The organism is Lysobacter sp. K5869 (assembly GCF_018847975.1).
Classification (GTDB): Bacteria; Pseudomonadota; Gammaproteobacteria; order Xanthomonadales; family Xanthomonadaceae; genus Lysobacter.
This window is the reverse complement of the sequence record NZ_CP072597.1, coordinates 562,492-582,075: the sequence shown is the minus strand read 5'-3', so window position 1 is coordinate 582,075 and position 19,584 is coordinate 562,492. Positions and strand designations below refer to the sequence as shown.

Annotated in this window: 16 protein-coding genes; 6 read left to right on the top strand and 10 right to left on the bottom strand. The window is 71.1% G+C overall.

The features are described from left to right. The first annotated feature begins 120 nt into the window (after window positions 1-120). On the top strand, window positions 121-600 hold the full coding sequence (locus J5226_RS02475) for a DUF4156 domain-containing protein (RefSeq protein ID WP_215838286.1): 480 nt from the start codon (window positions 121-123) through the stop codon (window positions 598-600). A 90-nt stretch (window positions 601-690) separates the two neighbouring features. On the opposite strand, the gene J5226_RS02470 is transcribed toward J5226_RS02475, so the two are convergent. The 3 genes from J5226_RS02470 to J5226_RS02460 are packed head-to-tail and all read right to left on the bottom strand — an operon-like array spanning window position 691 to window position 3,570. Further along, the gene (locus J5226_RS02470; protein ID WP_215840298.1) at window positions 691-1,521 is read right to left on the bottom strand and encodes a glycosyltransferase family 2 protein; all 831 of its coding nucleotides are present in this window, start codon (window positions 1,519-1,521) and stop codon (window positions 691-693) included. 49 nt (window positions 1,522-1,570) lie between these two features. Then, on the bottom strand, window positions 1,571-2,380 hold the full coding sequence (locus J5226_RS02465; RefSeq protein WP_215838285.1) for a beta-ketoacyl synthase chain length factor: 810 nt from the start codon (window positions 2,378-2,380) through the stop codon (window positions 1,571-1,573). Beyond that, window positions 2,377-3,570 carry a beta-ketoacyl-[acyl-carrier-protein] synthase family protein gene (locus J5226_RS02460; RefSeq protein ID WP_215838284.1) on the bottom strand — a complete coding sequence of 398 codons (1,194 nt, stop codon included), beginning with the start codon at window positions 3,568-3,570 and terminating at the stop codon, window positions 2,377-2,379. The genes J5226_RS02465 and J5226_RS02460 overlap by 4 nt, the downstream gene beginning before the upstream one ends. Before the next feature lie 324 nt (window positions 3,571-3,894). Between J5226_RS02460 and J5226_RS02455 the strand changes: the two genes are divergently transcribed. Continuing rightward, a complete protein-coding gene (locus tag J5226_RS02455; RefSeq protein ID WP_215838283.1) occupies window positions 3,895-4,311 on the top strand; it encodes a hypothetical protein in 417 nt (138 codons plus the stop codon). 64 nt (window positions 4,312-4,375) lie between these two features. Next, window positions 4,376-5,059, top strand: coding sequence for a YdcF family protein (locus tag J5226_RS02450; RefSeq protein ID WP_215838282.1), 684 nt, complete (start codon window positions 4,376-4,378; stop codon window positions 5,057-5,059). Between the two features lie 210 nt (window positions 5,060-5,269). Here J5226_RS02450 and J5226_RS02445 read toward each other — a convergent pair whose 3' ends face one another. Together J5226_RS02445 and J5226_RS02440 are read right to left on the bottom strand one after the other, a co-directional pair. Beyond that, window positions 5,270-5,956: an XRE family transcriptional regulator gene (locus J5226_RS02445; RefSeq protein ID WP_215838281.1), complete on the bottom strand. Its 687-nt coding sequence runs from the start codon at window positions 5,954-5,956 to the stop codon at window positions 5,270-5,272. Window positions 5,957-6,059: 103 nt separating this feature from the next. Then, complete coding sequence (locus tag J5226_RS02440) at window positions 6,060-7,085, bottom strand: hypothetical protein (protein WP_215838280.1); 1,026 nt, start codon at window positions 7,083-7,085, stop codon at window positions 6,060-6,062. Window positions 7,086-7,317: 232 nt separating this feature from the next. On the opposite strand from J5226_RS02440, the gene J5226_RS02435 reads away from it, so the two are divergent. Beyond that, a complete protein-coding gene (locus J5226_RS02435; protein WP_215838279.1) occupies window positions 7,318-9,573 on the top strand; it encodes a serine hydrolase domain-containing protein in 2,256 nt (751 codons plus the stop codon). Between the two features lie 112 nt (window positions 9,574-9,685). On the opposite strand, the gene J5226_RS02430 is transcribed toward J5226_RS02435, so the two are convergent. From J5226_RS02430 to J5226_RS02415, 4 genes are all read right to left on the bottom strand, one after another. Further along, complete coding sequence (locus J5226_RS02430; RefSeq protein ID WP_215838278.1) at window positions 9,686-11,488, bottom strand: DUF885 domain-containing protein; 1,803 nt, start codon at window positions 11,486-11,488, stop codon at window positions 9,686-9,688. Window positions 11,489-11,590: 102 nt separating this feature from the next. After that, a complete protein-coding gene (locus tag J5226_RS02425; protein WP_215838277.1) occupies window positions 11,591-12,025 on the bottom strand; it encodes a cytochrome c oxidase assembly factor Coa1 family protein in 435 nt (144 codons plus the stop codon). 43 nt (window positions 12,026-12,068) lie between these two features. Further along, window positions 12,069-14,285 (bottom strand): S9 family peptidase, encoded by a 2,217-nt coding sequence (locus tag J5226_RS02420; protein ID WP_215840297.1) that lies wholly within the window; start codon window positions 14,283-14,285, stop codon window positions 12,069-12,071. Window positions 14,286-14,400: 115 nt separating this feature from the next. Continuing rightward, the gene (locus J5226_RS02415; protein WP_215838276.1) at window positions 14,401-15,114 is read right to left on the bottom strand and encodes a glutathione binding-like protein; all 714 of its coding nucleotides are present in this window, start codon (window positions 15,112-15,114) and stop codon (window positions 14,401-14,403) included. A 237-nt stretch (window positions 15,115-15,351) separates the two neighbouring features. On the opposite strand from J5226_RS02415, the gene J5226_RS02410 reads away from it, so the two are divergent. Beyond that, entirely contained in the window at window positions 15,352-15,993 is a 642-nt protein-coding gene (locus tag J5226_RS02410) for a TIGR00645 family protein (protein WP_215838275.1), read from the top strand. 192 nt (window positions 15,994-16,185) lie between these two features. On the opposite strand, the gene J5226_RS02405 is transcribed toward J5226_RS02410, so the two are convergent. After that, window positions 16,186-17,238, bottom strand: a complete 1,053-nt coding sequence (locus J5226_RS02405; protein ID WP_215838274.1) for a hypothetical protein — start codon at window positions 17,236-17,238, stop codon at window positions 16,186-16,188. A 53-nt stretch (window positions 17,239-17,291) separates the two neighbouring features. Between J5226_RS02405 and uvrD the strand changes: the two genes are divergently transcribed. Next, on the top strand, window positions 17,292-19,469 hold the full coding sequence (uvrD, locus tag J5226_RS02400; protein WP_215838273.1) for a DNA helicase II: 2,178 nt from the start codon (window positions 17,292-17,294) through the stop codon (window positions 19,467-19,469). Window positions 19,470-19,584: the final 115 nt, after the last annotated feature.

The window sequence follows — 19,584 nt, the reverse complement described above, 5'->3', positions numbered from 1 at the left end:
AGCCGGTGATGCGCCGCTCGCCGCCGGTGCCGATACGGCCGTCGGCGCAGTGCGGGCGGTTCATCGCGGACCCCGGCCGGTCGTGGCATGCTGGCCCCGGTCCGTTCAGGAGTCGCCGTCATGCGTCAGTTCTTCGTCCTCGCCGCGCTGGTGGCGACGTTGTCGGCCTGCGCCAGTTCCCACGTCATCACCGGCCAGCCGCGGCCGCCGGTGCCGGTCGAGCAAGTGCGGGTGTACTTCGCCCCGCCGCCGAGCCGTTACGAAGAGATCGCGCTGTTGCAGAGCAATAGCGGCGCCTTCACCTACGGCGAGCAGAACAAGATGAATTCGGTGATCGGCAAGCTGCGCGGGGAGGCGGCCAAGCTCGGCGCCAACGGCGTGCTGTTCCAGGGCACCGAGGACGGCGCCGGCGGCACCGGCGTCAGCGTCGGCGCGGGCGGCGGCAGCTACGGCGGCGGTCGTCATTTCAGCGGCGGCGGGGTCGGCATCAGCATCAGTCCGCGGCAGAAGTTCGCCCGCGGCGTCGCGATCTATGTGCTCAATCCGCCGCCGTTGAGCGATCCGGGGCCGCAAGGCCCGCCGCCGCCGCCCACGCGCTGAGCCGCGGTCGCGCGCTTCCGTATCGAGTGGACGCCGGGCTTCGCGCCCGGCGTTTTCGTTGGCGAGCCTCGCGCGAAACGCGCGCGGCCGTCAGCGCGAACCGGCCGACGCCTTGCGCTCCGGCGCGGGCGCGAACTCGCCGCTGGGATCGTCGATCAGCGGCGGATGGGCGCGGATGCTGCGGTACATCTCCGGCACCCGGCCGCGGCGCAAGCACTGCAGCACGATGTGCGAGGTGATCCGGCTGAAATCGCGCAGCGGCTTGAAGTGGCTGGCGCGGTAAGCCTGCTCGCCGTCGGCGTTGTAGCGCGATTCGATCGGCACCGAAACGCAGCGCGTGCCCAACCGCTGCGCGGCCGACATCAGGATCTGCGCCTCGAACACGAAGTTCTCGCCCGGCACTTGTTCCAGCGCGGCCACGTCGGCGGGGTACAGGCGCTGGCCGCTCTGGCTGTCGGCGACTTGGTAGCCGGTGCCCCAGGCCACGCCCCAATCGCCGAAATTGTTGGCGAGGCGGCGGTAAGTCGGCTGCGCGGCGCGCTTGCGCAAACGCGCGCCGATCACGATGTGGCCGGGATAGCGGTTGCCGCTGTCGATCAGGCGCGGGATGTCGTCGGCCGCGTGCTGGCCGTCGCCGTCCATCGTCACCACCGCCGCCGCGCCGCGGCGCAGCGCTTCGGCGAAACCGTCGCGCAGGCTCGCGCCCTTGCCCTGGCGCTGCGCGTGGCGCAGCACCACGGCCGGCAGATCGGCGATGCGCTGCGCGGTGTCGTCGTCGGAGCCGTCGTCGATCACGATCACCAGCGCGCATTGGCCCAGCGCGCCGGTCACCACTTCGCGGATGCGCAGCGCTTCGTTGAGCGCGGGGATCACCACCGCGACGTTGTCGCGGTGCAAGCGCGCGCGCGGAACGCTCGGCATCGGCGCCAACACCGGCGCGCGCCGGCGGTCGCGTCCGGGCGACGGGGCCTCAGTCATGACTCAATTCCATCCATAGGCAACGGCCGCCGCCGGCCGGCAGGGCGAGGCGATTGTCGCCCGCCGCCAGCGCGTCGAACAGGGCCAGCATCGGCGCGCTGGCGTTGCCCGCGGCGCGCAGGCGCAGGCGTCCGGGCGCGTCGGCCTCGGCCGGCGCGTCGCCGAGCCAGGCGTGCAGCGTCGGCGCCCCCGCGCACGGCGCGCGGCCCAGCACCAGCGCCGCGCCGAGCAAGCCTTCGCTCGGCGCGACCTCGGCCAGCGGGCCGTAGCCGCCGCCGTCGTAGCCGGCCAGCAGCACCGCGTCCTCGCCGGCCGCCAATTGCGCCAGCGCTTCGATCACACCTTGGGCGAAACCGGCCTCCAGCGCGCTGAGCGCGGTGGCCGGGCGCATCGCGCCGACGCCGATGGTCCAGTAGCCGGCGGCGGCGTTGTGCACCGAGTTGTGGAAGCGCGTCGGCGAGATCGCGCGCGGGTCGCTGGCCAGGGTCGCGCACATGTAGTCGGTGATCGCCATGTCGCCGTGGCTGGACACGAACACCGACGACAGCGCGGCCGGATCGCGGCCGGCGGCGGCGCACGCGGCCGCGGCGACTTCCAGCGCGACCGCGACGGTTTCCGGCGCGCGCCGGCGTTCGTTGGCGGGCAGCAATTGCGGCGACGGCCGCGCGGGCGCGCCGTCGGCCGGTTCGCCGCCGAGCGCGTAGGCGCGCGCGGCGGTCCAATCGGGCAGGCCGCGGCTCCAATAGCCGATGCCTTCGATGACGGCGGACAGCGCCGCGGCGGGACGGACGGAAGCGTTCATGCGCGCGAAAACACTAGCGAGCAGTTGTTGCCGCCGAAGCCGAAGGAATTGTTCATGGCGTAGCGGATCGGCGCGCGCGCGTTGTCGAAGCGGATCTGCGGGCCGTTGCCGGGATCGGGATCGCGGCTGTTGAGCGTGCCGGGCAAGTCGCCGCTTTCCAGCGCCAGCAGCGCGAACGCGGATTCGACGATGCCGGCCGCGCCGAGGGTGTGGCCGGTCCAGCCCTTGGTCGAAGACGCGTGCAAGTGCGGCGGGAACAACGCCGCCACCGCCAAGGCTTCGACCTGATCGTTGGCCGGCGTCGCGGTGCCGTGCAGATTGAGATAGCCGATCTCGCCGGCCTCCACGCCGGCGCGGGCCAGCGCATCGGCCATCGCCAAACGCGCGCCCAAGCCTTGCGGGTGCGGCGTGGACATGTGGTGGGCGTCGCTGGATTCGCCGTAGCCGCGCAGCTGCAACCCGCTGGCGCCGGCTTCGCCACGCTCCAGCAACGCGAAGCCGCCGGCTTCGCCGAGCGAGAGCCCGACGCGCTGCGCGTCGAACGGCATGCACGGCTCGGGCGACACCAACTGCAACGAGTTGAAGCCGAACAGCACGCTGCCGCACAAGGTGTCGACGCCGCCGACCAAGGCCGCGTCGGCCAGTCCCGCGGCGATCAGGCGCGCGGCCTGGGCGAACACCTTGGCGCTGGAGGAACAGGCGGTGGCGACGGTGACGCAGGGGCCGCGCAAGCCGGTCGCGGCGGCGACGAAGGCGCCGATCGAATGCGGGGTGTGCAGCACCGGACGGGCCAGATCGGCGGGGAAATGCCCGTCGTCCAGGCGCGCGTAGGCTTCCTCGGTGGCGCCGATGCTCGATGTCGAGGTGCCGACGATCACCGCGACGCGCTCGGCGCCGTAGCGCGCGGCCGCGGCCGCGATCGCCTCGGGCAGGTCGTCCTGGTTCAGGCTCAGCCAGGCCAGACGGTGGTTGCGGCTTTCCCACTGGGCCAGCGACGGCGGCAGCGGCGAGGCTTCGATCGCGTCGACGCGGCCGATCCAGCAGTCCAGCGGCGCCTGATCCGGCGCGAGCGGGGCGAAATCGTTGCGGCGCAGGCCGCCGCGGCGTTCGCGCAGGGCGCTCGCCTGCGCGCGCAGACCGAGTCCCAGGGCCGTGCTGGCGGTGTAGGCGCGGATCGCCAGAGGCGGCATCGGGGAAACGGTGGACGTCACTGAGCGGGCGGGCCGGGGCGATGAGGCGAGCGCGCAGTATAGCCAAGCGGCGCGACGGGCCCCGCGCGGCGCGGGCCGAGGTCGGGTCGGCGCTTCGATGAACGCGGAAACGGCGGCGTCGCCGCGTGCGCGATGGCGCGAGCCGCGACGCGTATCATGGCGCGGCCTCGACCGGCGCACGCCGCGCCGTACCGCGCGGCCGCCGCCGCGGCATCGCCCGGACGCCGCAGGGGCGATTCCAGCACGCGATCCAACGACGGATCGGACCATCGACGCTTCAGGCTTCACAGACAGGGGGATTCCATGCGTTTCATGCAAGTGATGTCGGCCGCGCTCGCGCTGGCCGCGGCGGTCGCGTTTTCGGCGCCGGTGCAGGCGCGTTCGGCGCCGTTGATCGATCCCGATCCGGTCGCGGTTCCGGCCAACGTCGGCGCGGAGAAAGTCGCCAAGGACATCAAGCGCGCGCTCGCCGGCCGCGGTTGGTCGGTCACCGCCGAGCAGCCCGGCCAGATCGATTCGACGCTGAACCTGCGCAGCCACGTCGCCCGCATCCGCGTCACCTACGACGCCAAGCAGGTGCGCTTCGCCTACGTGGACAGCCGCGACCTCGATTACAAGCTCAAGAACGGCAAGCCGTACATCCACCGCAATTACCTCGGCTGGATCGGCTATCTGGTGTCGGATCTGTCGACCAACCTGCAGCTGAGCACGCAGGACTGACGCCGCGGGCGGCGGCGCGCCGCCGCCTTCGGTACGCAACGACGATCCGCGACTCCGAACCGCCGTGACCACCCGCAACGCCCACCGCATCGCGTTGTTCGGCGACCGCGACATCCTGCATGTCGCGGCGGTCGCCGCGGCCGCGTGCGCGCTCAGCGCGGGGCTGGTGTATGTCGGGTATTTCGTCCACGTGCTGCGGGTGGCGCGCAAGGCGCCGTGCCGGCCCGAGCGCGGCGATTGCGTGCTGCTGTTCGGCAAGCACGCGCCGGGCGGAAAGCTCGACCGCGATTTCGAGGCGCGCCTGGATCGGGCGGTGTCGCTGTGGAGCGAACGTCCGCCGAGCAGCGTGGTGCTGCTCGGCGGCGGCGCCGCGGACGAGCCCACCGAGGCCGAACTGGCGCGGCGCGGCCTGCTCGCGCGCGGCATCGCCGCCGACGCGCCGCTGCGGCTGGAGGCCGAATCGCGCGACACCCTGCAGAACCTGCGCAACGCGCGCGAACTGCTCGGCGACGGCATGCGCTCGCGCGTGACCTTGCTCAGCAGCCGTTACCACCTCGCGCGCTGCGCGTGGTTCGCCCGCCAATTGGGCTACGACTTCGAGCTGTGCGCGGCCGAACCGCGCCTGCGGCTCGGCCCGCGCATGCTGGTGCGGCTGGCCGGCGAGGCCGCCTACGTCTGCCTGAGCGATGTCGGCGCGCGCTGGGCGCGGCTGATCGGCAGCCAGCGCATGTTGGCGCGCTTGAGTTGAGCCGCTCGGGCCGAGCCGTCCGAGCGAACCCGTCCGCGCCGCGCCGCGCGCCCCGGAGCGAGGCGCCGGTCGGAGAAAAATTTTCATGCGGCGAAAACTCGGCCCCGTGATCGCTGCAAGCCGCTTGTGTGACTGCGATCAGCCGGCCGTGCCGCTTCGGCCTTGCCCGCGATGGGTTTTGCGCGAAGTTTTATGGCAGGCGCGAAGCGCTCAAGCGTCCTCGCGCCGACCGCGCGCGCCGCGGGTCACGTCCTGGCGCGCCATCGCTTCGCGCAGATGCGCTTCGCCGCCCGAGCACACCGCCAACACCCGGCACGGCCCCGGCGCGGCGGCCAGATACGCGTGGCCCATGGTGCTGTCGAAATAGATCGAGTCGCCGGCTTCCAAGCGCGCCGGCGCGTACAGCTCGGTGTGCAGTTCGATCGCGCCTTCCAACACCAGCGCGAATTCCTCGCCGGTGTGGCGGATCAGCTCGCCGAATTCTTCCAGGCTGCGCGCGTGCAGCTCGACGATGATCGGCACCAGCCGTTTGTTGAGCAGTTCCGAGGCCGGATACAGATGGTCGTAGTTCTCGGTGCGGATCGCATAGCCCTCGCCGGCGCGGGTGATGCTGCGGCGGCCGCCGAAGGCGTCGTTGCCGGCCGGCGGCTGGCTCGAGAACAACTCGCCGATGTCCACTTCCAAGCCTTGGGCGATGCGGGTGAGCTTGTCGAAGCTCAGCGACATCTTGCCGTTCTCGATCTTGGACAAGGTGGAGATCGGCAGGCCGGTGCGCGCGCCGATTTCGGCCAGGGTCCAGCCGCGCTGGCGGCGCAGGGCGCGCAGGGCGACGCCCGGGTTGTGGGCGGCGGCGGCGGGCGCGGCGACGGTGACGGTCTTGCTGCGCTTGGCGGGCATCGATAGGGCCGGAAAAGGGCACACGCGACTCTAGGGCGCGCGCCGGAGGCTTGCCAAGCCGTGCCGGCAAGCGATTATTCGGATTGTGAAACCGAATTTCGTATTAGGAAAGCGGGGCGGGCGCCGGGGCGGGCCGGCGCGGCGACGGCGGGAATGGCGCGGCGGGCGCCCGAACGCCCGTCCGCGGGCCGCCGGGGCGCGCCGCGGTCGCCGATGCGTCGCCGGCGAGCAAGTACACTGCCGGGCTGCCGCCGGCCGCAAGGCCGCCGCGCGGCGCTACGTATGGATTTCCCCGGGGCGGCGCCCGGGCGAGAGGGGGTTTAGGGATGAGTCGTAAGGTCTGGGGGCGGGCTTGGCGCGTGGGTGCGCCGGTGGGTTTGTGCTTGGCGATGGCGTGGGCCGCGGCGGCGCAGCCGCCGGCTGCGCAGGCGCCGCCGAAGCCGGACGAGGCGCCGGCCCCGGTGCCGGCCGCGAGCGCGCCGGCGAATCCCGGCAGCGCCGCGTTTCCGGCCACACCGACGGCGGTGCCGTTGCCGCCGCGCCCGGCCGCATCGGCCCCGGCCGCCGCGCCGCCGCGCGCCAGCAACGCGTCGGCGTTCCCGGCCACGACCACGGCGGTGCCGCTGACGCCGGCGGGGAGCAACGCCGCGCCAGCGCAGACGGCGCCTGCGGCGGGCTCGGGTTCCGCTCCCGCCGTGGCCGCGCCCGCGGCTCCGGCCAAGCCGGCGGCGACGCCCGCGTCGCGCCCGGCCGCGTCCGCGACGCCGCCGCAGGCCGCTGCGGCATCCGAGAACCGTCCCGCCGCTCCGGCGTCGTCCGCGCCGCGTCCGGTCGCGCCCGCGCCGGCCCGCAGCGAGACCGCCGTGCCCGCGGCCTCGCGGCCCGCGACCGGCAACAGCGCGCCCGCGCCCGCTCGCCCGGCCTCGTCCGCGCCCGCGCCCGCGCCCGCGCCCGCGCCCGCGTCCGGCGGCGTGCCGACGCGCGCGCCCGCCGCGGCGGGCGCACAGCCGCGCACAAGCGCCGCGCCGTCGACGGGCACTTCGCCGCGCGCTGCGACTTCACCGCCCACGCCGACCTCTTCGTCGCCGCGCAGCGTCGCGCCGACCCCGGCGTCTTCGTCGCCGCGCACGGCTGCGCCCGTGCCGCCCTCGCAGCGGACCGTTACGCCGACCTCCGCGCCGCCGTCGCCGCGAACCGCCCCGCCGACGCCCGTTTCCGCCCCGCCGCGTTCCGCGACGACGGCCCCGCCGCCGCCGGCGCACCGTCCCGCCGCGCCGTCGCCGACCCCCGTCGCGCCCCAGCGAACCGCGCCCTCGGCCGCCGTGCGCGCCGCCGCGTCCGAGCCGCGGCCTTCGCGGATCGTGCTGGATACGCCCGCGCCGCAACGCCCGCCGGGTTCGGCGCCCTATGTCGCGCCGCTGTCGGGCGGCGTGGTGAAGCAAGGCCCGCTGCTGTCGGACGGCGGGATCGGCGACGACACCCAGGCGATCCCACTGCGGCCGCTGCCGCCGGCGCCGAAGCCCGCGCCGAAGCCGGTGCCGCCGCCCGCGCCGGTTCCGCCCGCGCCCGTCGCCGCGCAACCGCCCACGCCGCCCGCGCCCCCCAAGCCGATCCCATTGCCGCCTCCGCCCGCGCCCAAGGCCATCGCGCTGCCGCCGCCGGCGCCGATCGCGCTGGCGCCGTTGCCGCCTGCGACGCCCGCCGCGCTCGCGCCCGGCAACGACGACGGCGCCGGCGCCGAAATCCTGCTCGAAGCCCACGCCGGCCCGGCGCCCGCGCCGGCGCTGGTGTCGGTGGACGTGGAGGCCTACGCCGACGGCCTCGTCCCCAGCGCGCTCGCGCGCGGCGGCCTCGCCGGCGCGGTGGTCGTGGTGGTCAAGGACGGCCAGATCCTGCTCGCCAAGGGCTACGGCTACGCCGACCGCGAGAAGGGCCGGCCGATGGACGCCGCGCGCACCGTGATCCGCCCCGGTTCGATCTCCAAGCTGTTCACCTGGACCGCGGTGATGCAGCTGGTCGAGAAGGGCAAGCTCGACCTCGACGCCGACGTCAACGACTACCTCGACTTCCGCATCCGCGATTACCGCGGCCAGGGCGTCACCCTGCGCCAGCTGATGACCCACAGCGCCGGTTTCGAGGAGTCCAACAAGCATCTGTTCGCCGCCGACCCGTCGCGTTTGCGGCCGCTGCGCGCCTATCTGGAAACCGTGCAGCCCGAGCGCATCTACCCGCCGGGCCGGGTGCCGGCGTATTCGAATTACGGCGTGGCCCTGGCCGGCTACATCGTCGAACGCGTGGCGCGCCAGCCGTTCAACGACTACATCGAAGAACACGTGCTGATGCCGCTGGACATGCGTCGCTCGACCTTCCGCCAGCCGCTGCCGAAGGGCTTGGCCGGCGACATGGCGCAGAGTTACGCCGACGCCGGCGCGCGCCCGATCGGGTTCGAGCTGGTCAATCCGGCGCCGGCCGGCGCGCTGTCGACCACCGGCGTCGACATGGCCCACTTCATGATCGCCCAGCTCGATCAGGGCCGTTACCGCGGCGCCGAAATCCTCAAGCCCTACACCGCGCAGGCGATGCAGCGCATCGCGTCCACGCCGGTGCCGGGCCTGGATTCGATGACGCTGGGTTTCTTCCGCCGCGACAAGCACGGCTTGACCGTGCTCGGCCACGGCGGTGCGACGCAGGCGTTCCAAAGCAATCTGGCGATGCTGCCGGACAAGAAGCTCGGCGTGTTCGTCTCGGTCGACGGCCCCGGCGCGGCCGGGCGCGCGCTGCATCGCGACCTCATCGAAGGGGTGCTCAAGCGCTATTACCCCGAACGCGGCGTGCCGCCGCCGACCCGCTTGACCGCGCGCCTGCACGGCAAGCAACTGCTCGGCCGTTACGAAAGCAGCCGCCAGTCGGCGAGCAACTTCCTCGCCATCGCGCGCTTGCTCGGCAGCGCGGTGGTGACGCTCAACGACGACGACACCGTGTCCGTGTCGACCCTGCGCACGCGCGACGGGCGGCTCAAGCGCTGGCGCGAGATCGAGCCCTATGTGTGGCAGGAACTCGACGGCGACAGCCGGCTCGCGGCCAAGCGCGTGGACGGCAAGATCGTGGCGATCGCCACCGACGACACGCCGCCGGCGATGTGGCTGCAGCCGGTGCCGGCGTGGCGCTCGGCCGGCTGGCTGCTGCCGCTGCTGTTCGCCGCCGCCGCGGTGCACGTGCTCGCGCTCGCGCTGTGGCCGGCCGCGGCGCTGGTGCGCCGGCACACCCAGCGCCAGCTCAAGCTCGACGGACGCGGGCGCGACCTGCGCTTGCTGACCTTCTTCGGTTTGATCGCCAATCTGTTGCTGCTGGCGCTGTGGGCGTGGATCTTCGGCCGCATCGACGCGTCGGCGAGCTTGCTCGACGGGCAGCTCGATTCGGCGTTGCGGATCGCGCAGCTGTTGGGATTGCTGAGCCTCGCGGTCGCGGCGATTTCGGTGCTGAACGTTCGCGCGGCGTGGAAGCCGCCGGTGCATAAGCTGCGGCGCTATACCGCGGTGGCGATGGCGTTGGCGTGTTTGGCCGTGGTGTGGTTGGTGTTGGCGTTGCACACCTTGCAGTGGTCGCTGGTGTATTGATCGCGGCGAACGCTTCCTGCCGCGCATCGCCTCCTACATCGCCACAAACAAAAAAGGCCGCGGCACCCGCCGCGGCCTTTTCGTTGCGAGCGCGCTCAACCGCGCGCCGCGATCACTTGCCCTTGCCCTTCGGCACGAAATCCTCTTCCACCGCCTTGGCCAACAACGCCGGCGGCAACAGCCCCTGATCGAGCAGGAAGTTGTTGAACCCCTGGCGGTCGAACCGATCGCCCAAGGCCAGCTCGGTGCTCATGCGCAGCTCCAGGATCCGGCTGTAGCCGTAGAAATAGCTGCCCGCTTGGCCGGGCATGTTGAACATGTAGCGGTCCAACTCCTGCTTGGTCATCGCCTCGGAGAAGCCGACCTGCTCGCGCAGCACCTTGCCGGCGCTGGCGCGGTCGGTCAGGCCGAGGTTGAGCATCGGGTCGAGGATCGCGCGCGCCGCGCGCAGCAGGCGGAACTGCAGCGCGATCAGCTGCCCGTCGAGCGGTTCGTACGGCACCATCTCGGCTTCGGCGTACAGCGCCCAGCCTTCGACGTTGACCGAGTTGAACGCGAACATCGAACGCGCCAGCGACACGCCGCGTTCGACCATCGCGGTGAATTGCAATTCGTGGCCCGGGCGGCCTTCGTGCGCCGACAGCGTCCACGCCGCCGATTCGTAGTTGAAGTCGTCGTACTGCAGCGCCTTGCCGCCGGGGCTGGGCACCGCCACCGGCAGCACGAACTGGCCCTGCTGACCGGTGTTGCCGACCAACTGCGCCGGCAGGAAATGCGGCGCCGGCTGCGCCGCCGATTCGGCCTCGCTGCCCAGGCGCATCACCATCGGCCGCTGCGGCACGTCGACGATCTTCTCCTTGCGGATGATCGGATCGATCGCGTCGATGATCTTGCGGTAACGGCCTTCGAGCTGGTCGTTGGGAATGGTGTCGCGCTTCAGCGCCGCGATCACCGCCACATAATCGTGCGGATCGGCGACCTTCAGCCCCTTGGCCTGCGCCACCAGCGGCGCCAGCTGGCGCATCGCCGCGCGGGTTTCCATGAACTCGACCTGGGCGCGGCGGATCAGCAGCTGCGGCTCGACGTCGATGCCGAACTGCTTGAGCTGGAACGCGTACAGCTCTTCCGGCAGGCGCGCATCGGTGCGCGCCTTCGGCAGCACCTGCTGGCGCGTCCACTGGCCGTAGTCGCGCAGTTGCGTCTCCATCGCCTTGAGCGCCGGCTCGGCGCCGGCGACCTTGTACTTGGCGAACAGCTTGCGGATGCCGGCGGCGTAGGTGTCGACGTTGGCCAGCGCCTGTTCGACCTCCAGCTTGCTCGGCTGCAACAGCGCCGGATTGCTCAAGCGCTCCTCGTAACGTTGGCGCGCCAGCGTGGTCAGCGGCTGCGTGCCCGGCGCCTGGCCGACGTAAGCCTGCAAGCGCGCCAGCGCCTTGGCCCGGCGCTGCGGGTCGATCTGATCGGTCAGCAGCGAGTTCATGCCCGAGAACACCGTCTGCGGCGCGTCGAACCACGGCAGCATCAGCTTCTCGTTGAGCTCGCTGCCCTGCACGCTCTGATCGATCGCGCCGAGCAGGATCTGCAGATCCTGGCGCACGTTGGAATCGCGCTCGAGTTCGAGCTTCTCCTGCAACTGCGCGCGCGCCTTGGCCATCGCCGCGCGGTAGCGCTCGTTCACGCCCGGACGCAGGTCGGTGACCTTGTCGTCGTAGCCGGGAATGCCGAAGAACGAGAACCCTTCCGGCGCGAAATCGGCCTGGGCCTTGATCAGGATCGTGGTGTAGTCGTTGCTTTGCTTGACCCAGGCCGGCGACGGCTTGGCGGCGGCCTGGGCCGCGGCGGGCGCGGCCGCCGGCGCGGCGGCGAGGGCGGGCGCGCACAGCGCCAGGGCGATAGCGAAAACGAGCGGTTTCATGGCGGCGGCCTGTGTCGTGAGTAGAAAGGGGCGCGAACGCGAAGCGCCCGCCAGCATCGGCCGGCGGGCGCGGCGGGCCAAGCGCCGAAGGTCATGCGCCGATCAGCGGTCGCCGTCGGCGTTCAAATCGAAGCGCTCGCGCGGCGGTCCGTCGACCTGTCCTTCGACGCGGCGGTAACGCCAGCGGCCTTCTGCGTAGATCGCCTCGACATTGACCGAGCCGGTGCCGCGCGCGCCCTGCAGGAACACCACGAACATCGCTTGGCCTTGCTCGGTTTGTTCGACCGCGCCCATCGGTTCCCAGCGCACGCCGACCGGTTCGCCGAGCGCCCGGGTCATGCGCTCGTCGGCGTGCACCCGCGCCATCGCTTCGCGATACGGCTCGGTCTTCTTGATCGAGGACATCATCACGTAGACGGCGCCGAAGCCGATGGCCAGCGACAGCACCATCATCGCCAGGAAGCTGATCACCAGCATCAGCAGCCAATGGCGCTGCACCCAGGGCTTGCGGTATTCGGTTCGGGGTTCGGCGTTCATCGCGTCGCGTTCCTTGTCGTCGGTTCGATGACGCCCCGAGCGCTCAGCGCTTGAGGCAGCGGTCGAAGAAATCCTCGGTCAGGCGCAGCCGGTGCAGCGCGTCGCGCCCGCGCAGGCCGTGCTTGGCGCCCGGATAGGTCATCAGCTCGAAGGTCTTGCCGCGCTGCTGCAGCGCGCTCATCAGCGAGGTCGAGTTGGTGAACAGCACGTTGTCGTCGGCCATGCCGTGGATCAGCAGCAGCTTCGAGGTCAGTCCGTCCAGGTGTTCGAGCACGCGGCCTTCGCGGTAGCCCTCGGGGTTGCGCTTGGGCAGGTTCATGTAGCGCTCGGTGTAGTGGCTGTCGTACAGCCCCCAATCGGTGACCGGCGCGCCGGCCGAGCCGCAGGCGTACTGGTCGCTGGCCTTGGCCAGCAGCATCAGCGTCATGTAGCCGCCGTTGGACCAGCCGTACACGCCGATCTTGCCGCCCTCGACCCACGGCTGCGACTTCAGCCACTTCACGCCTTCGAGCTGATCGGCCACTTCCACCGTGCCCTGCTTGCCGTACAGCGCGCCGCCGAAGGCCGCGCCGCGGCGCGGGGTGCCGCGGTTGTCGATCGAGAACACCGCGTAACCGCGCTGAGCGAGGTATTGGTTGAAGTCCGGCGACCACGCGCGCTTGACCGTCTGCGAGGCCGGCCCGCCGTAGACGTAGACCACGACCGGATAACGCTTGGCCGGATCGAAGCCGGCCGGCTTGATCAGGCTGTAGTGCAGCGCGGTCTTGCCGTCGGCGGCCTTGAGCGTGCCGAACTCCAGCGGCAGTTGCGCCTTGAGATACGGCGCGTAGGGATGCTTGGCGTCGCTGAGATCGTTGGCGACCAGCGCGGCGATGCGGCTGCCGTCGTTGCGGAACAGCTCCAGCTGCGGCGGCGTCGACGGGTTCGACCAGCTGTCGACGTAGACGCTGGCGTTCTTGGCGAAGCTGGCGGCGTGCATGCCGTCGGTCTTGGACAAGCGCTCGATCGCGCCGCCGGCCAGCGGCACGCGATAGACCTGCGCGTCGGTCGGGCTGTCCTTGCCGGCGGCGAAATAGACTTGGCCGGCGGCTTCGTCGACCGCGAGCACGCCGTCCACCGGCCAGTCGCCGGAGGTCAGCGCGGTGGCCTGGGCGCCGTCTTCCGACAGCAGGTACAGGTGCTCGAAGCCGCTGCGTTCGCTGCTCCACAGGATCCGGCCGTCGTCGAGGAAACGCAGATCGTTGTGCAGCGGCACCCAGGTCTTGCTGGTTTCGGTCTGCAGCACGCGCTGCTTGCCGCTGCTCAGATCGGCTTCGATCAGTTCGAGTGTGTGCTGATCGCGCGACTGGCGCTGGAAGGTCAGGCGCTTGGCGTCGCGCCAGTCCACCCGGGCCAGATAGATGTCTTGTTCCTTGCCCAGATCGACCTCGCGCGGCGCGCCGGCGCGGCCGACCGGCGCCACCAGCAGGCGCACCAGCACGTTGCGGTCGCCGGCGGCGGGATAGCGCTGCTCGACCACGTCGGTGCGGTCGGGATAGACCTCGTAGCGCTTTTGCACCGGCACCGGCGATTCGTCGATGCGGGCGAAGGCGATGGCCGAATCGTCGGGCGCCCACCAATAGCCGGTGTGGCGGTCCATTTCCTCGTCGGCGACGAACTCGGCGACGCCGTTGCCGATGGTGCCGCTGCCGTCCTTGGTCAATTGCGTGGCCTTGCCGTCGGCCAGATCGATCGTCCACAGGTTGCGGTCGCGCACGAAGCTCACATAGCCGCCCAGCGGCGAGAGCTTGGGATCGGTGGCGAAGCCCTCGCCGTGGGTGAGGCGACGCACCGCGGCCTTGCCGGTTTGGGCGAGGTCGTAGAGGTACAGCTCGCCGCCGAGCGGGAACAGCAGGCGCTTGCCGTCGGGCGACCACTGGTAGTCGACGATGCCCGACAGCGCGGCGATGCGCTGGCGCTCGCGCCGCGCCTTCTCCGCGTCGCTGAGCACCTCCGCGCCGGGCAGCACGTCGTCGGAATCCACCAGCAACGCGGTCTTGCCGCTGGCGATGTCGTAGGCCCACAGGTCCAGGCGGTTGCGGTCGCGCTCCTTGCCGCGCAGGAAGCTGACCCGGCTGCCGTCGGGGGCGACCTTGGGCTTGAGCAGGCTCGGGCCCGACAGCGGCGCGTCGCCGGTCAGCGCTTCCAGGGTCAGGCGGCCGTCGGCCGGCGCGGCGGCGGGCGGAGCGGCGAGGGCGGGCGTGGCGGCGGTCAGCGACATGGCGATCAGGCAGGCGGCGAGGCGGCGGGCGTTGTTCATCAGGGCGGAAGGTCCGTGGCGGGCGCCGCCGGCGGGCCGGCGGCGCAACAGCGGTGGTGCGGCGGGTGCGGCGGGTTTAGGTGGCTTGCGCGGCCGGAGTCCCGAACAGGTGCTTGCGCATCTCCTCGGTCATGGCCTTGTCGGCGCGGTATACCTTGCCCATTTCGTAGGCCCGCTGGAAGGCCGGGCGCGCGCTCAGGGCGTCGTACCAGCGCTGCACGTTGGGGTAGCGGGCCAGATCGACGTGATGCCAGTCGTGCTCGCGCGCCCACGGGTAGCAGGCGAAGTCGGCGATGCTCAGCGCCTGCCCGGCGACGAAACCGCGCCCGCTCAGGCGCTTGTCGAGCACGCCGTACAGTCGTTCGGTTTCGCGCTGATAGCGGTCGATGGCGTAAGGCACCTTCTCCGGCGCGTAGCGGTTGAAGTGATGGTTCTGGCCGAGCATCGGGCCGTAACCGCCGACCTGCCAGAACAGCCATTCGTTGGTCTCGACCCGGCCGCGCAGGTCGGCGGGCGCGAACAGGCCGGTCTTTTCGGCCAAATACTGCAAGATCGCGCCGGATTCGAACACGCTCAGCGGCGCGCCGCCGTCCGCCGGCGCATGGTCGACGATGGCCGGCATGCGGTTGTTCGGCGAAATCGCCAGGAATTCGGGCTTGAACTGATCGCCCGCGCCGATGTTCACCGGCTTGATCGTGTAGGCGAGGCCGTGGCCGGCGTCGGCCGCTTCCTCCAGAAACAAGGTGATTTTGTGGCCGTTGGGCGTGGGCCAGTAGTGCAGGTCGATCATGGGGAAGGACTCCGCTATAAAGAGCCGGCAGTGTACGCGCGGCCCCGCGCGCGGCGCCGTTGCGGCGGTGGAAAGGCGCGTGCCGCGCGCATCGCGGCTGAATGCGCCGGCGTTCGCGATGGCGATGACGGCGCGGCCCGGCTACTCTGTGCCCCGCGCCGCGGTAAACGCCCGCGTTTGGCCGCGCTCGCCGTTCACGGCGATTCCTCACTTTTCCCCGAACGTTATCGACTCCGCATGACCGACTCCAAGATCAACCGACTCAATCCCCTGCCGGCCCTGATCTTCAGCTCGCGCTGGCTGCAGCTGCCGTTGTATCTGGGCCTGATCGTCGCCCAGGGCGTGTACGTGTTCCAGTTCGTGCGCGAACTGATCCACCTGGTCAGCGACGCGGCCAGTCTCACCGAGCAGAGCATCATGCTCATCGTGCTCGGCCTGATCGACGTGGTGATGATCTCCAATCTGCTGGTGATGGTGATCGTCGGCGGCTACGAGACCTTCGTCTCGCGCCTGCGCCTGGAAGGCCATCCCGATCAGCCCGAATGGCTGAGCCACGTCAACGCCAGCGTGCTGAAGGTGAAGCTGGCGATGGCGATCATCGGCATCTCCTCGATCCATCTGCTCAAGACCTTCATCGGCGCGGGCAATCTCGGCCTGCCGCTGTGCGGCACGCCGGAGGCCTTCGCCGCCGCGCAGGCGGCGGCCGCGGCGACCGCCAACGGCATGGCCAACGCGACCGCGAAGTGCAGCGAGCTGACCCAGCAAGGCGTGATGTGGCAATCGCTGATCCACTTCCTGTTCATCGTCTCGGCGGTGGGCATCGCGTGGACCGACAAGCTGATGAGCTCGGGCATCAAGGCGGCGAAGAACGGGCATTGATCCGTTTCGCCACGCGGCGTCCGGATCGGGCGCTGCGGGCGTAGAGGCGCGGCGGCGATGTGGGTTTCGTCGTAATCGCATTGCCGCGGTCGCAGCTTGCGCAGCTCCTACAGGGGCTGCGGCCGGTTTCGTATCCGACTGTAGGAGCGGCGCGAGCCGCGACCGCGACAACGCACCTGCCGCGATCCCCGCCTACTTCGCGCTTTCGTCCCCACCCGCCGACGAGCGCACCGCCACCGCCGCCCGCGGCCCCATGATCGCCGCGCGCAACCGCGCCTTCTCCGCGTCGGGCGAAAACCGCAGCGTCCCGTCCTTCGTCTCGATCCCCAACGCCGCGTAATCCGCGTCCAGCGACGGAAACCCCGTCATCGCCGCATGCCGCGCATACGTGCGCGCAAACACGCCGCCGCCGCCGGCGCGGTCCAGCGCGGCGACGAACGCCTCCGGCCCGGTCCGCGTGTCCTCGCGCAAACAGCAGCGCGAATACGCCGCCAGCACCTCGTCCAAACTGCGCCCGCGCTCGCGCCGCAGGCTCACATCCGCGTCCAGCCAGAACGCCGCGCCGGCCCAATAGATGCGCATGGTGCTGCCGCGCTGCCAGCCGATCTCGTCCATGCGCCGTCCCGCGCGCACCGCCTGTCCGCGGCGGAAACCGCCGTCCAGGCGCCGCCACGCTTCCTCGCCGTCGAGCAGCCCGGCGCGGGCGCGCAGCACGTTCTGGTAATAGCTCGCCAAGCCTTCGGCCAGCCAGCGGCCTTCATCGCCCAGATAGGGATGGAACAGGTGCGAGAGCTCGTGCACTGCGGTCCAGTCCGCGCGCAGTTCGGCCCAGCGCGCGTCCTCGCGCACGAACAGCAGCACCGACACGCCGTTCTCGCGCAGGGTCTGGCCCCACGGCACCGGGTCGTCGCCGCGGCGCGGCACCAGCCGCACCCGCACCGTCGCCTCGCGCAGCGGGAAACGGCCGAACGCGGTCAGCTGCGCGCGCGCGCATTCGGCGATCCAGGCCTGCAATTCGTCGGCGCGGGCGCGATCGGGCGGGTTCTCGACGATCACGCGCAGACGGCCGTCGCCGGCGCGCAGGACGCGCTCGCTGATTTGGCTGGCGTCGGCGTCGGCCGACGCCGACTGCGCCGCTGCGCGCGTCGGCGCGAGCGTCGCCCAAGCCAGTGCGATGACCGCCAGCCAAGCGCCGGCGCGTCCGAGCCGCCGGACCGGCCTGTTCCGCGGAACGCTTCCGCTCATCGCCGCCTCGCCGCGCGAAAGGGTTCCCGCGCCTGGACCGCTACAATAGCCGCATGGACGTATCGCATTTGCTCGACGCTCTCAATCCGGCCCAGCGCGAAGCCGTTTCGGCCCCGCCCGGGCATTATCTGGTCCTCGCCGGCGCCGGCAGCGGCAAGACCCGCGTGCTGACCCATCGCATCGCCTGGCTCAACGAAGTCGTCGGGGTGCCGACCCACGGCATCCTCGCGGTGACCTTTACGAACAAAGCCGCCGGCGAGATGCGCGCGCGCGTCGATGCGCAACTGGCGCGCGGCGCCCGCGGCATGTGGATCGGCACCTTCCACGGGCTGGCCCATCGCCTGCTGCGCCTGCACTGGCAGGAAGCCAAGCTGCCCGAAGGCTTCCAGGTGCTCGACAGCGACGATCAGCTGCGCCTGCTCAAGCGCGTGGTGCAGTCGCTGGAACTGGACGAAACCCGCTTCCCGCCGCGCCAGATCGTGTGGTGGATCAACGCGCAGAAGGACGAAGGCCGGCGCCCGCGCAACATCCAGCCCGGCGGCGACGAGTGGCAGAACGTGATGCTTCGCTGCTACGAGGCCTATCAGGAACGCTGCGAACGCGCCGGCCTGGTCGATTTCGCCGAACTGCTGCTGCGCGCGCACGAATTGCTGCGCGACAACGCCGCGCTGCTGGCGCATTACCGCAACCGCTTCCGCGAGATCCTGGTCGACGAATTCCAGGACACCAACGCGATCCAATACGCCTTCGTGCGGGTGCTGGCCGGCGACAGCGGCCACGTGTTCGTGGTCGGCGACGACGATCAGGCCATCTACGGCTGGCGCGGCGCCAAGGTCGAGAACGTGCAGCGCTTCCTGCGCGATTTCTCCGACGCCCAGACCATCCGCCTGGAGCAGAACTACCGCTCCAGCGGCAACATCCTGGAAGCCGCCAACGCGGTCATCGCCCACAACCCGGACCGCCTGGGCAAGAAGCTGTGGACCGACACCGGCCACGGCGAGGCGATCGACCTGTACGCGGCCTACAACGAAATGGACGAGGCGCGCTTCGTGGTCGAGCGCATGCGCCAGTGGGTGCGCGACGGCGGCAGCTTCGGCGACGTGGCCGTGCTCTACCGCAGCAACGCCCAGTCGCGCGCGTTCGAAGAGGCGCTGCTGTCCGAGCAGGTGCCGTACCGCGTCTACGGCGGCCAGCGCTTCTTCGAGCGCGCCGAAATCAAGGACACCCTGGCCTATCTGCGCCTGATCGCCAACCGCGCCGACGACGCCGCGTTCGAGCGCGCGGTCAACACGCCCACGCGCGGCATCGGCGAGCGCACCTTGGACGAGGTGCGCAAGCGCGCCCGCACCGACGCGGTGTCGCTGTGGGAAGGCGCGCGCCGCGTCGCCGGCGAGAACGGCCTGGCCGCGCGCGCGCGCAACGCCTTGGCCGGCTTCGCGCTGATGATCGACACCATGCAGGCCGACGTCGTCGACATGCCGCTGCAGGAGAAGATCGACCACGTGCTGCAGCGTTCGGGCCTGCGCGAGCATTACGCCAACGAATCGCGCGGCCAGCTCGACTCGCGCACCGACAACCTCGACGAATTGGTGTCGGTGGCCTCGCGCTTCAGCCGCAGCGACGAGGACGAAGCCGCGGAGATGCCCGAACTGATCGCGTTCCTGAGCTACGCCGCGCTGGAGGCCGGCGAAGGGCAGGCGCAAGCCGACGAGGACGGTGTGCAGTTGATGACCCTGCACAGCGCCAAGGGCCTGGAGTTTCCGCTGGTGTTCCTCGGCGGTCTGGAAGAAGGGCTGTTCCCGAGCGGCCGTTCGACCGAGGAGTCCGGGCGCCTGGAAGAAGAGCGCCGGCTCGCCTACGTGGGCATCACCCGCGCGCGCGAGAAGCTGGTGCTGAGCTACGCCGAGACCCGCCGCATCCATGGTATGGACATGTACGGCGTGCCCTCGCGCTTCCTGCGCGAGATCCCCTCGCCGCTGCTCAACGAAGTGCGGCCGAAGGTGCAGGTGTCGCGGCCGATGTACCGCGCCGCGCCGCGTCGCGACATGGGCCACGCGCGCATCGACGAATCGCCGATCAAGCTCGGCGCGCAGGTGCGCCACGGCAGCTTCGGCGTCGGCACGGTGACCGACTACGAAGGCGACGGCGCGCATGCGCGCGTGCAGGTCAACTTCGACGAGGTCGGCAGCAAGTGGCTGGTGTTGGCTTACGCGAATCTGCAGCCGGCGTGATGCGCTCGGTTGCGTCGTAGGCGCGGTGTCGCGGTCGCGGCTCGCGCCGCTCCTACAGGGCGCTGCGTGGCTACGTATCCGACTGTAGGAGCGGCGCGAGCCGCGACCGCCATCG

Excerpts from the sequence above, each read along its gene's own strand:
- J5226_RS02470 (WP_215840298.1), bottom strand. The coding sequence starts at position 1,521 with ATGCCGAGCGTTCCGCGCGCGCGCTTGCACCGCGACAACGTCGCGGTG.
- J5226_RS02475 (WP_215838286.1), top strand. The coding sequence starts at position 121 with ATGCGTCAGTTCTTCGTCCTCGCCGCGCTGGTGGCGACGTTGTCGGCC.
- J5226_RS02420 (WP_215840297.1), bottom strand. The coding sequence starts at position 14,285 with ATGTCGCTGACCGCCGCCACGCCCGCCCTCGCCGCTCCGCCCGCCGCC.
- J5226_RS02410 (WP_215838275.1), top strand. The coding sequence starts at position 15,352 with ATGACCGACTCCAAGATCAACCGACTCAATCCCCTGCCGGCCCTGATC.
- J5226_RS02465 (WP_215838285.1), bottom strand. The coding sequence starts at position 2,380 with ATGAACGCTTCCGTCCGTCCCGCCGCGGCGCTGTCCGCCGTCATCGAA.
- J5226_RS02455 (WP_215838283.1), top strand. The coding sequence starts at position 3,895 with ATGCGTTTCATGCAAGTGATGTCGGCCGCGCTCGCGCTGGCCGCGGCG.
- J5226_RS02430 (WP_215838278.1), bottom strand. The coding sequence starts at position 11,488 with ATGAAACCGCTCGTTTTCGCTATCGCCCTGGCGCTGTGCGCGCCCGCC.
- J5226_RS02415 (WP_215838276.1), bottom strand. The coding sequence starts at position 15,114 with ATGATCGACCTGCACTACTGGCCCACGCCCAACGGCCACAAAATCACC.
- J5226_RS02425 (WP_215838277.1), bottom strand. The coding sequence starts at position 12,025 with ATGAACGCCGAACCCCGAACCGAATACCGCAAGCCCTGGGTGCAGCGC.
- uvrD (WP_215838273.1), top strand. The coding sequence starts at position 17,292 with ATGGACGTATCGCATTTGCTCGACGCTCTCAATCCGGCCCAGCGCGAA.
- J5226_RS02405 (WP_215838274.1), bottom strand. The coding sequence starts at position 17,238 with ATGAGCGGAAGCGTTCCGCGGAACAGGCCGGTCCGGCGGCTCGGACGC.
- J5226_RS02460 (WP_215838284.1), bottom strand. The coding sequence starts at position 3,570 with ATGCCGCCTCTGGCGATCCGCGCCTACACCGCCAGCACGGCCCTGGGA.
- J5226_RS02445 (WP_215838281.1), bottom strand. The coding sequence starts at position 5,956 with ATGCCCGCCAAGCGCAGCAAGACCGTCACCGTCGCCGCGCCCGCCGCC.